The 12,898-nt window shown below is 38.8% G+C and carries 10 protein-coding genes; all 10 read left to right on the plus strand.

The window, feature by feature from the left end:
- Window positions 1–338 precede the first annotated feature (338 nt).
- Complete coding sequence (locus EDD61_RS02380; RefSeq protein ID WP_008689126.1) at window positions 339–1,613, plus strand: glucose-6-phosphate isomerase; 1,275 nt, start codon at window positions 339–341, stop codon at window positions 1,611–1,613.
- A 189-nt stretch (window positions 1,614–1,802) separates the two neighbouring features.
- Entirely contained in the window at window positions 1,803–2,291 is a 489-nt protein-coding gene (locus EDD61_RS02385; protein ID WP_132223736.1) for an RNA polymerase sigma factor, read from the plus strand.
- Entirely contained in the window at window positions 2,281–2,772 is a 492-nt protein-coding gene (locus tag EDD61_RS02390; protein ID WP_132223739.1) for a zf-HC2 domain-containing protein, read from the plus strand. The genes EDD61_RS02385 and EDD61_RS02390 overlap by 11 nt, the downstream gene beginning before the upstream one ends.
- Window positions 2,769–3,416, plus strand: coding sequence for a YfjL-like protein (locus EDD61_RS02395; RefSeq protein ID WP_132223742.1), 648 nt, complete (start codon window positions 2,769–2,771; stop codon window positions 3,414–3,416). Before EDD61_RS02390 ends, EDD61_RS02395 begins: the two co-directional genes overlap by 4 nt.
- A 318-nt stretch (window positions 3,417–3,734) precedes the next feature.
- Window positions 3,735–6,362 carry a pyruvate, phosphate dikinase gene (gene ppdK / locus EDD61_RS02400; RefSeq protein ID WP_008689122.1) on the plus strand — a complete coding sequence of 876 codons (2,628 nt, stop codon included), beginning with the start codon at window positions 3,735–3,737 and terminating at the stop codon, window positions 6,360–6,362.
- Window positions 6,363–6,726: 364 nt separating this feature from the next.
- On the plus strand, window positions 6,727–7,743 hold the full coding sequence (pyk, locus tag EDD61_RS02405) for a pyruvate kinase (protein WP_132223745.1): 1,017 nt from the start codon (window positions 6,727–6,729) through the stop codon (window positions 7,741–7,743).
- A gap of 389 nt (window positions 7,744–8,132) precedes the next feature.
- Window positions 8,133–9,821 carry a 2-isopropylmalate synthase gene (gene leuA / locus EDD61_RS02410; RefSeq protein WP_132223748.1) on the plus strand — a complete coding sequence of 563 codons (1,689 nt, stop codon included), beginning with the start codon at window positions 8,133–8,135 and terminating at the stop codon, window positions 9,819–9,821.
- A 215-nt stretch (window positions 9,822–10,036) separates the two neighbouring features.
- Complete coding sequence (leuC, locus tag EDD61_RS02415) at window positions 10,037–11,299, plus strand: 3-isopropylmalate dehydratase large subunit (protein ID WP_008979564.1); 1,263 nt, start codon at window positions 10,037–10,039, stop codon at window positions 11,297–11,299.
- Window positions 11,300–11,302: 3 nt separating this feature from the next.
- Window positions 11,303–11,794 carry a 3-isopropylmalate dehydratase small subunit gene (gene leuD, locus EDD61_RS02420; protein WP_008689117.1) on the plus strand — a complete coding sequence of 164 codons (492 nt, stop codon included), beginning with the start codon at window positions 11,303–11,305 and terminating at the stop codon, window positions 11,792–11,794.
- A complete protein-coding gene (gene leuB / locus EDD61_RS02425) occupies window positions 11,791–12,870 on the plus strand; it encodes a 3-isopropylmalate dehydrogenase (protein WP_008979563.1) in 1,080 nt (359 codons plus the stop codon). The genes leuD and leuB overlap by 4 nt, the downstream gene beginning before the upstream one ends.
- Window positions 12,871–12,898 lie beyond the last annotated feature (28 nt).

Below are 12,898 nucleotides of genomic sequence, written 5' to 3' on the forward strand. Positions count from 1 at the left end.
AGAAGTGCAGATGTAACAGTCGTGTTTGTACTTGGCAATATCAATGCCTACGTAATACATGATGAAATACCTCCTTTTGAAATAAGGGCTGTTGGAAAATCACAGTTGTTTATTCGGACCTAATCTTGTGCGAAATAAAACATCAAGTGTTATCTAACTAATTAAAGTTTGTAAATAAAAACTGTGGTCTGATTCTCCTTTAAATGGTCTACGCCACAAAAATATAGATACAAATCCACAGCCCTAAGCTAATTATATAGCTTAATGAATTCCCAAGAAAGGAAGATACTATTTAATTACCTGTTTCTTGGTTAATTAAATAATACAAGAAAAAGCATATGATGAAATTAGACACTACGCATGCATTTTTAAAAGAAGACGTAAAAAGCTATCAGGAAGTCGTTAATAAATATCACGAACAGCTGATGAAGCGTACCGGTAAAGGGAATGACTTTGTAGGTTGGGTAGAATGGCCACATACCTATGATAAAGAAGAGTTTGACCGTATGAAGAAGGTTGCCCAAAAAATCCGTGAGAAATGTGATGTTTGTATTGTTTGTGGTATTGGTGGTTCTTATCTGGGAGCACGTGCTGCTATTGAAATGATCAATGGCTTGTATGCTGATAAAAAACCAGAAATTATCTTTATGGGAAATACGTTCTCCAGTACGTATATCGCACAGGTCCTGAATTATATAAAAGATAAGGAAGTTTGTGTAAATGTTATTTCTAAATCCGGAACAACGACGGAAACAGCATTGGCTTTCCGTTTACTGAAACAGTTCATGGAAGATAAATATGGAAAAGACGGTGCACGTGAAAGAATTGTTGCGACAACCGATAAAGCACGAGGAACATTGAAGGCAATTGCTGATAAAGAAGGCTATGAAACTTTTGTAATTCCAGATGATATCGGTGGACGCTTTTCTGTTATCACACCGGTAGGTTTATTCCCAATCGCTGTAGCTGGTATCGATATTGATGCCATCATGACTGGTTTACAGAAGGCATATGAAGATATGGCGGATCCTGATCTGGCTAAGAATGATGCTTATGCATATGCAGTCTGCCGTCGCATTTTAGAGAATCAGGGCAAAAATGTGGAAATGCTGGTAAGCTATGAATCACAAATGACCATGGTTGCGGAATGGTGGAAGCAGCTGTTTGGTGAAAGTGAAGGTAAGGAAGAAAAAGGAAACTTACCAACCAGTGCAAACTTCTCTACCGATTTGCATTCTTTAGGTCAATTTATCCAAGAAGGTAAAAAAGTACTGTACGAAACCTTGTTGTTAGTAGAAAAACCAACGTTGGATATCACTTTCCCAAGTGATCCTGACAATGCGGATGGCATGAATTATTTAGCAGGTAAATCGGTTGATTGGGTAAATAAGATGGCAGCAAAAGGTACTTTAGAAGCTCATGAAGTAACCGGAAATGTACCAAATCTGATTATTACGATGCCCGATATGAGTGCGGAAAGCTTTGGCTATATGTGCTATTTCTTCTTCCGTGCTTGCGCTATGACTTGTTATATGTTGGATATCAATCCATTCAATCAGCCGGGTGTAGAAGTTTATAAGAAGAATATGTTCCGTTTATTAGGTAAGAACTAAAAAAGCAAATAATAAAACCTAAAAAAAGTGCTGTAGCAAGCACTTTTTTTAAGTTTTAAATAAAAGTAATACGTAAAGTTAAAGCACAGGAAACCATATCCCATGCTGATACTATGCTATACTAAATTATAAAGTTTGTAACGTTTTTATTAGGTTGTGGTACATATAGGTGGAAGGAGGAAAACATAGATGATAGAAGAATTGTATGAAGCATATCACAAGGATGTCTATATCTATATTTACTCCTTGTGTCATGATGCCAGTTTAAGTGAAGATCTGACATCGGAAACGTTTTACCAGATGATCCTATCCTTGCCGACTTTCAAAGGAAAGGCAAGTCTGAAAACATGGTTATTTTCGATTGCCAGACATGTGACGTTCAAAGAATTACGCAAACGTAAAAAAGAAGTGCACTATGATGTCATGCAAGATGGTTTTGTTGTTGCCGATAAAGATAGGCAACATGACTATGAAGCGCTGATGGAGCAGTTGATGGAATGGATGCAGGCACAGCCTACACGGGCAAGAGAAATATTTAAAATGAAACAAGAGGGTTATTCCTATGTGGAAATCGCAGCATTTTTACAGTTAAATGAAAACTCTGTGCGTGTGATTGATTATCGCAATCGTCTATATTTGCGTCAAAAATTAAGTGAGGAGGGATATCATGAAAGATGAATGTCAAATCGTGCAAGATCTGTTGCCGTTAGTTAAAGATGATGTAGCCAGTGAGGCAAGCATAGCCTTTGTACAAGAGCATTGCCGCCATTGTGAAGAATGTAAAAAGCTGTTGGCGCAGGAAAGCATTACCGTCAATTCCCAAGCAATTAAAAAGAAATTAGTAAAACGCTTGCGTATCATGATGGTGGGTGTAATTTGTTTGATGATCCTTTTCGCTTGTTCTTTCTCAGCAACACAATACCAGTTCCATAATTTTCTGCTATTGCCAATAATCGGCGCCTTAGGGTATTGGCTATTGAAACGCTATGTCTTCCTATTATATCTAATGATTCCCATCATGCATCTTTTATTAGAAATGATAGATGCATCTTATCAAGAAGCCTTGGCGCCTTATACGCTAATATATTGGTTTTTTATGAGTATTGGCATTCTTATTTATGTTGGTTATGCGTATGCCTTAAGGAGGGAAAACTCATGAAAAAGAAAGTGTTAAAAGTGCTCGCATTCATCATTGCAACCGCCGGAGTCATCTTTTTGTTACTGCTTTATAATAGCTTTAATGGCAATTTTATCGCAAAAGAAATAGCAACCAGACATATGAAAGAATATTTAAAAACACATCATACAGAATTAGATATTGCAGATTATGAGGTATTCTATAATTTTAAATCCGGTTCATATGTCATGAAAATAGATGTGGCAAACAGTATAGATAAAGACTTTCGATTATCTTATCGAGGTGATATAGGTATCCAAGATGATTATGATTGGATGGTCTTAGAAAAAGGCAATATGCAAAATCGGGTAGCAGCATTTTTAAATGAAGAAAGATTTGAGCAGCCGATTTTTGCACTTGTGGAAAAGCAAGATCTAGATTATATCCTATTACAGATCAAAGATGAAGATAAAGAAAAGGTATTCCCATATGCGAAGATAGCGAATGATACACCGAGTGAGACCATTGTGAAAACACAGCCAATCACTTTACGTATTTATGTAAAATCAGAAGCAGCGCAAAAAAAGTATCAAACAAAAAAGATACAAGAGCAATGCAAACAAGCGTATGAAAAACTCGGTATTCATGTTGTGGAAGTGGAAATCGTGTATGTCAACAAACCATAGGATAAAAAGGAGCTATATACGGCAAACATAGTGAACATATAGAATTGTTTCTTTTGTTCGTGTAATGCATGTAAGTGCCTTATCAAAAACGAGAAGGTACTTACATGCTAATGTTAGAACTGGAACTTGTCCATTAAATTTTGCGAATTTTGTCGAAATTATTTTAGCATGCGAAAAAACCTTTGTTCATAAGCTGTTATTAGTTTTTAGCAAGTGAGAAAGGAAGGGATAGTGAAATTAGCACTAGGAAAACACACGAAACTTTGGTATAATGTAAGCAAGTAAATGTAAACGATTACATAAGAGGAGGAATGCTTGATGAGTAAAAAGTATGTTTACCTTTTCAGTGAAGGAAATGAAAACATGCGTGAGCTGCTTGGTGGTAAAGGTGCCAATCTGGCAGAGATGATGAATCTTGGAATGCCTGTGCCTTATGGTTTCACTGTAACAACCGAAGCCTGCAATCAGTACTATGCAGACAATGAAACTATTAATGAAGGAATTCGCAAAGAAATTTTTGAATATTTAATGAAATTAGAAGAACTGGCTGGAAAACAGTTTGGTGATCCAAAGAATCCATTGTTAGTATCCGTAAGATCTGGTGCGCGTGCATCTATGCCAGGCATGATGGATACCATTTTAAATTTAGGTATGAATGATGAAGTGGTAGAAGGTGTTGCCAAGCTGATGGACAATCCTCGTTTCGCTTATGACTCTTACCGCCGTTTTATTCAGATGTTTGCTGATGTTGTCATGGGTTTAAACAAGGCTAAATTTGAAGAGATCATTGATGAAATGAAAGAAACAAAGGGCGTTGAACAGGATACGGAATTAGATGCTGAAGATATGAAGGTCATGGTAAAACGCTTTAAGAAGTTCTATCAGGAATCTTTAGATGAGGAATTCCCATCAGATCCTAAAGAACAATTGTATCGTGCAATCGAAGCCGTTTTCCGTTCTTGGAACAACCAACGTGCGATTTTCTATCGTAAGATGAACGATATTCCGGGTGATTGGGGAACTGCGGTAAATGTGCAGATGATGGTATTTGGTAATATGGGTGATGATTGCGGTACCGGTGTTGCCTTTACACGTAATCCAAGTACCGGTGAAAACAAGCTGTATGGTGAATTCTTGATGAATGCGCAGGGCGAAGATGTTGTTGCCGGTATCCGTACACCACAGACCATTGATCAATTAAAGGTAATTGCTCCTGCTGCTTATGATAAGTTTGTAGAAATCTGTTCTACCTTAGAAAAACATTACAAGAATATGCAGGATATGGAATTTACGATTGAAAAAGGTAATCTGTTCATGTTGCAGACACGTAATGGTAAACGTACAGCAGCTGCCGCATTAAAGATTGCTTGTGACATGGTAGATGAAGGTATGATCACCAAAGATGAAGCATTGATGATGGTAGAACCTAAACAGTTGGATGCCTTATTACATCCACAATTTGATGCAGAAGCTTTAAAGAAGGCAAAACCAATTGCATCGGCATTGCCTGCTTCTCCTGGTGCAGCTTGCGGACAGATTGTTTTCTCTGCTGAAGAAGCAATCGCGGAAACAGCATTAGGACATAAGGTTATCTTAGTTCGCTTGGAAACTTCTCCGGAAGATATTGAAGGTATGCATGTATCTGAAGGTATCTTAACCGTGCGCGGTGGTATGACATCTCATGCAGCTGTCGTTGCTCGTGGTATGGGTGCTTGCTGCGTATCCGGTTGTGGTGATATCGCGATTAATGAAGAAGAAAAATATTTTGAAGTAAAAGGAAACCGCTATAATAAAGGCGACTATATTTCTCTAGATGGTTCTACTGGTAATGTGTATGGTGAAAAGATCAAGACTGTGCCAGCAGAAATCTCCGGTGACTTTGAACGTTTCATGAATTGGGCAGATGAACGCCGTACGTTAAAGGTTCGTACAAATGCCGATACGCCTCGTGATGCACAACAGGCAGTGAAGTTCGGTGCGGAAGGTATTGGTTTGGTTCGTACGGAACATATGTTCTTTGAAGGTGATCGTATCAAAGCGGTTCGTGAAATGATCGTTTCTAAGACAGAAGGACAAAGAAGAAAAGCGCTGTCGAAATTATTGCCTATGCAAAGAGGCGACTTTGAAGGTATTTATGAAGCAATGCAAGGTATGCCGGTAACCATTCGTTATTTGGATCCACCTCTGCATGAATTCTTACCAACAAGCTCTTATGATATTGCACAGTTAGCAAAAGATATGAAGATCGATCTGGATGAATTGAAAAATGTTATCAGTGGACTTCATGAATTTAACCCTATGATGGGACATCGTGGTTGTCGTTTGGCTATCTCTTATCCGGAAATTGCCGAAATGCAGACAACAGCGGTTATTGAAGCAGCAATTAATGTAAACAAAAAACATCCGGATTGGAACATTGAACCGGAAATCATGATTCCATTAGTTGGTGATAAAGCAGAATTGAAATATGTAAAAGATGTTGTCGTACGTACAGCAGATGAAATTTTAGCAAGAGAAAATATTGATATGAAATACCATGTTGGTACCATGATCGAAATTCCTCGTGCAGCATTATTGGCAGATGAAATTGCCGAAGAAGCTGAATTCTTTAGCTTTGGTACAAACGACTTAACACAGATGACATTTGGTTTCTCTCGTGATGATGCCGGTGGATTCTTGAATGATTACTATGAAAAGAAAATCTTTGAACAAGATCCTTTTGCCAGAGTTGACCAAAAGGGTGTCGGCAAACTTATCGAACTGGCAGTAGCCGGCGGACGTAAAACACGTCCAAACATCAAGCTTGGTATTTGTGGTGAACATGGTGGAGATCCAAGTTCTATCGACTTCTGTCATCGTATGGGATTGACCTATGTATCCTGTAGCCCATTCCGTGTACCAATTGCACGTTTAGCTGCAGCACAGGCCGCTATTACGAACGGTTAAACTTATGGAATAGTAATTTCCTAATATCAAATAAGGAAGATTAAAGTCATAAATCGTCATTAATGATTTTAACGCTTCCTTTTTCTTTTTAGTGAAAGAAAATTTATGAGAAAGTGATACTTCCTTTAAAATCGCTTTAGATGATGCAAAACATCATGATTGTGACTTCTAATATTATCGAAAGATAAAGGAAAACAGCTAATCGGATAAAACGGTTATGCCGCATCACATGTTAAGGTTAAAAAACACGGTAAGTGATACTAGGTGGTATCGTTTACGTTTATGTTATAGATGCATAAAAAATCTAATAGTTATTTTTGAGCGGCTTTGTTATAATGTAAAAAAAGAAATAGTGTGAGGGTATATGGAAAAATTAGAAATTTATGGTACATTAGGTCCAGCATGTGCAAACAAAGAAATACTGAAACAGATGTTTTTCAGTGGTATGAATGGTATTCGATTGAATTTATCACATGTGAATTTAACAGATAGTCAAGAATGGCTGACAATCTTACATGAGGCCGCAGAAGAAGCAAATGTGGAACCAAAACTGTTGATCGATATGAAAGGGCCGGAATTGCGTATAGGAAAATTAGATAAGCCTATACATTTAATCGAAGGAGGTATCGTTTGTTTGGGAACAGAAATAGCAGTTCCTGAACAAGTTTATGGACATGTACCGGTTGGGCAAAGGATTTTATTAGACGATGGTAAATTCTTATTGGAAGTGCAGGAAGTAAAAGGAAAAAATATTATTTGTAAGGTTCTTCATGGTGGTGAACTCACTTCTAGAAAATCTTTGGCACTGCCGCAACAGCATATCCAGATGCCGGTTTTGACACCAAGTGATATGGAAAATCTGCGCCTGGCTAAAAAATATGGAATTACGGGTATTATGCAGCCTTTTGTCAGAAATGCAGAAGATTTAAAAGCATTGAAACAAATAGTGAGAGAATTGGATGCGGAATCTTTAGAAATTTATGCAAAGATTGAAAACATGGATGGAGTCAGACATTTAACAGAATTGCTGCCCTATTGCGATCATATTGTGATAGCACGTGGAGATTTAGGCAATGCCATGCCATTGTATGAACTGCCGATGGTACAAAAACATATCCAGGATATTTGTCATGCTTATCATAAGCCTTATATGGTCGTAACACAGATGTTGCATTCTATGATGACACAACCAACGCCTACACGCTCTGAGGTGAGTGATATTTTTTATGCGGTATATCATGGAGCATCTGGAATTATGCTGACAGGAGAAACAGCAGCTGGAGCTTATCCGAAAGAAGCTATGTCATTTTTTGCACAAACGGCACGTTCGGCTCAAAACGTATTGAAAAGGGAAGCAGCAAATCAGAAAAATCAACATTGAAAATATTTTCAGAAAAAAATTAAATGAAATTTACTTTTTCTGTTGACATTTTACATAGAATGATATATCCTTTTGGTAATGATGAAATAGCATTGATCGGGACCAGATGAAAGATACGTCACACCGTAGAGAATTGCCGGCTGGTGAAAGGCATGTGGACACTGGAATCAACTCACCCGTGAGCTGTGATCTGAACATGCATTGCATAAGTAAGCATCACCGGGACTGCTCTACCGTTATCATTGAGCTCTTATTCAACAGGATAAGAACTAAGTGGATGAGTGTTCATCAAGTGAAGTGGTACCGCGGATAAAGCAGACAGCTTTCCGTCTTCAAAATAAGAAGATGGAAGGCTTTTTTATTACAAGGTAGAAAGAGGAGGACATCACATGGAAGGATATCAAAAGTACAAACGGCAATATTATATGCCTCCAACGGATTGTATGGATTGGACCAAAAAAGAATATATTGAGAAAGCACCAACATGGTGCAGTGTTGATTTACGAGATGGCAATCAAGCATTGATCGTGCCAATGAGCTTAGATGAAAAACTGGATTTCTTTGAATTACTAGTAGAAATTGGTTTTAAAGAAATTGAAATTGGTTTTCCTGCAGCCTCACAAACCGAATTTGAATTCTTACGGAAACTTATCGATGAGAACCGCATTCCAGAGGATGTTACGATCCAGGTGCTGACACAAGCACGTGAGCATATCATCCGCCGTACCTTTGAAGCAGTGAAAGGTGCAAAAAATGCTGTGATTCATTTATACAATTCCACATCTTATGCACAAAGGGAACAGGTGTTTAAGAAAAGCAAAGAAGAAGTATTAAAGATTGCGGTAGAAGGGGCAAAACTGTTAAAACAGCTGACCGAAGAAGATGGTGGAAATTATCGCTTTGAATATTCTCCGGAAAGCTTTACAGGAACCGAAGTCGATTATGCTTTAGAAGTATGCAATGCGGTCTTGGACGTTTGGCAGCCTACAGCGGATAACAAGGTTATCATTAATCTTCCGGTAACCGTGGAAATGAGCATGCCACATGTGTATGCCAGTCAAATCGAATACATGTGTAAGCATATGAACTATCGGGAAAATGTTGTGGTTTCCCTTCATCCGCATAATGATCGTGGCTGTGGTGTTGCGGATACAGAGATGGGTATTTTAGCAGGTGCTGATCGTATTGAAGGTACCTTATTCGGTAATGGCGAACGTACTGGAAATGTCGATATTGTCACTTTAGCAATGAATATGTATGCGATGGGAGTCGATCCTGAATTGGATTTTTCAAATATGCCACATATCGTTGAGGTATATGAAGCCTGTACACGCATGAAAGTCGGTATGCGTCAGCCTTATGCTGGGCAATTGGTATTTGCAGCGTTCTCCGGTTCACATCAAGATGCTATTGCGAAAGGGATGCATTATCGCGATGCCAAAGACCCACAACACTGGACCGTTCCATATTTGCCAATTGATCCAAGAGATGTCGGCAGAGTGTATGAAACAGATGTCATTCGCATCAATTCACAAAGTGGCAAAGGCGGCATTGGTTATATGCTGGAAGAATATTATGGCTATGAACTTCCAAATGATATGCGAGAAGAAGTTGGCTATTTCATGAAGAATGTGAGCGATCATGAACATAAGGAATTGCTGCCAAATGAAATCAATGATTTATTCCAAAAAGAATATATGAATGTGAATGCACCTTATGCGTTAAACGATTATCATTTTATAAGGGAAAATGATAAAGTTACTTGTACGATGAACATCACCTATGAAGGGATGAATCGATACATTACCGGTGTTGGAAATGGACGTTTAGATGCTGCTAGCAACGCTTTGCGTGATAACATGAATTTAACATTTGATATCTTAGATTATAAGGAACATGCCTTAAGCAAGGGATCTACTTCAAAGGCAGTATCTTATGTCAAAATCATTGACTGCCGCCAAAAGAACCAATGGGGCGTCGGTTTACATGAGGATATCATCGCTTCCAGTGTGAAGGCCTTATTTGCGGCTATTAATCGAGCTGTTATACAAAAACGAGCAACACAACAACAGAACTAGGGAAAATTGATTAACTACAGTAAAGGGTTGTCTCTGATAAGGGGATAGTTAAGATTCTAATAAGAAAAGATAGAGACAATAGAGCCATCTGCATAAGGATTGGCTTCGCGTATGAAAACATACAAGCAAGAATAATACAAAAGTTTTATATCATAGTGAACAAAATGACGATATTTCAATGTACTTCATGTACATCGTGTAGGAGGTAAAACAAAATGGGTATGACAATGACACAAAAGATCTTAGCAGAGCATGCACATGTTGCTGAGGTCAAAGCCGGACAACTGATTGAAGTTGATCTTGATATGGTATTAGGGAATGATATCACATCACCGGTTGCTATTAAAGAATTTGAGAAGTATGGATTTGAACAGGTATTTGATCCTGGTAGGGTGACGATGGTGATGGATCACTTCGCGCCGAACAAGGATATTAAAGCTGCGCAGCAATGTAAAGCTTGCCGTACCTTCGCATACGCAAAGAACATCAAACACTTTTATGATGTAGGCGAAATGGGCATTGAACATGCGTTATTGCCAGAAAAAGGTATCGTCGGTCCCGGAGAATGTATCATTGGAGCAGATTCACACACATGTACGTATGGAGCTTTAAATGCATTTTCAACAGGTGTAGGCAGTACCGATATGGCAGCCGGTATGGCAACGGGCAAATGTTGGTTTAAAATTCCTGAAGCGATCAAGTTTGATTTGCGTGGGAAATTAGCGCCGAATGTCAGTGGGAAGGATGTTATACTTCATATCATCGGGATGATTGGTGTAGATGGTGCTTTATATAAGTCTATGGAATTTAGCGGTGTGGGTTTGCGAAATTTGACAATGGATGATCGCTTAGCGATGGCCAATATGGCAATTGAAGCAGGGGCAAAAAATGGTATCTTTGCCTATGATGAAATTACCGAAGCTTATGTGAAAGAGCGTGTTCATCGTCCATATAAAACATATGAAGCAGATAGTGATGCAGACTATGCAAACGTATATCATATTGATCTTAGTGCCATTAAACCGACAATTGCGTTTCCACATCTGCCAGAAAATACGAAAACGATGGAGGATATAAAAGAAAACATCGTCATTGATCAGGTCGTCATCGGTTCTTGTACGAACGGTCGCCTATCTGATATGGAAACAGCGGCAAAAATTCTAAAAGGAAAGCATGTGGCAAAAGGAGTACGTACGATTATCATACCGGCAACGCAAGCTATTTATAAAGAATGTATGAAACGTGGGTATATGGAAATCTTTATCGATGCTGGCTGTGTAGTATCAACACCAACCTGTGGCCCTTGTTTAGGCGGCTATATGGGAATCTTAGCTGAAGGGGAACGCTGTGTAGCAACGACAAATCGTAACTTTGTCGGACGTATGGGACATGTGGAATCTGAAGTATATCTGGCAAGTCCGGCAACGGCTGCGGCAAGTGCAATCGCCGGTCATATTGCTGTTTGGGAAGGAGAATAAAGGATGGAAACAAAAGGTTATGCACATAAATATGGTGATAATGTAGATACGGATGTTATCATTCCGGCACGTTATTTGAATACTAGTGATCCAAAAGAACTGGCCGAAAAATGTATGTGTGATATTGATGCGGATTTTGTAAATAAAGTAAAAGCCAACGATATTATGGTGGCAGGGTTTAATTTCGGTTGTGGATCTTCAAGAGAGCATGCACCAATTGCCATTAAGGCTAGTGGAATTTCCTGCGTGATTGCAAAAAGTTTTGCACGTATCTTTTATCGCAACGCTATCAATATCGGCTTGCCGATATTAGAATGTCCGAAAGCCAGTGAGCGAATCGATACTGCGGATGAAATTGAAATTAATTTCGATACGGGTGAAATTATCAATCATACGAAAGGGGAAAGTTATCAGGCAGAACCATTTCCTGCTTTTATCCAAAACATTATGAAACATAATGGTTTGATGAATGCTATCAAGGAGGGGAAGGAATGAAAAAACATATCGCAGTAGTTCCCGGAGATGGAATAGGTCCGGAAATTGTAAAAGAAGCTATTAAAGTGTTAGATTGTATTGCTGAAAAGTATGATCATGAATTTACGTATACGCATGTCATTGCAGGTGGCTGTGCCATTGATCAATTTGGTAAAAGCCTGCCAGAAGAAAGTCTGCAGCAATGTTTGAATTCTGATTCGGTTTTATTAGGCGCTGTTGGCGGTCCTAAATGGGATGATGTAGATCCTAGTATTCGTCCTGAAAAGGCCTTGTTGGGTATTCGTAAGGAATTGGGCTTGTATGCAAACTTACGTCCAGCTAAAATCTTTCCGCAACTTGCAGATGCATCGCCATTACGTCAGGATATTGTAGCAAAAGGCATTGATTTTATGGTCGTACGGGAGTTAATCGGTGGTGTATACTTTGGGGAAAAGAAGACAGAAGAAATCAATGGCGAACTTGTCGCAAGTGATCATATGAATTATGCGGAACATGAGATTCGCCGTATTGCCCATACGGCTTTCCAAACTGCCCGTAAACGTCATCATAAGGTCATATCTGTGGATAAAGCAAATGTATTAGATACCTCACGTTTATGGCGTAAGGTCGTACATGAAGTTGCCAAGGAATATCCTGATGTTGAGGTTGCGGATATGCTGGTAGATAATACGGCGATGCAAATCGTAAAAAATCCTGCGCAGTTTGATGTTGTCGTCACAGAAAATATGTTCGGTGATATCTTAAGTGATGAAGCAAGCATGATTACTGGTAGTATCGGTTTGATTCCAAGTGCATCTTTAGGGGATAGCAAGCGTGGTATGTATGAGCCAATCCATGGTTCTGCACCAGATATTGCAGGGCAAAATATTGCGAATCCGATTGGAACGATCTTAGCGGCAGGTATGATGTTGAAATATGCATTCGATTTAGATACGGAATATGCGCAAATAGAAAAAGCAGTAGAAGATGTATTAGCAGATGGCTATCGCACAGCCGATATCATGGAAGACGGGAAAAAACATCTGTCTTGCAGCGAGATGGGAGATAAAATCGTCGAATATTTGAATAAGGCATAGGCAACTATGTCTTTTGTCATAAGAAGTA

Origin of the sequence: Longicatena caecimuris, assembly GCF_004341945.1 — a bacterium.
Lineage (GTDB): Bacteria > Bacillota_I > Bacilli_A > Erysipelotrichales > Erysipelotrichaceae > Longicatena > Longicatena caecimuris.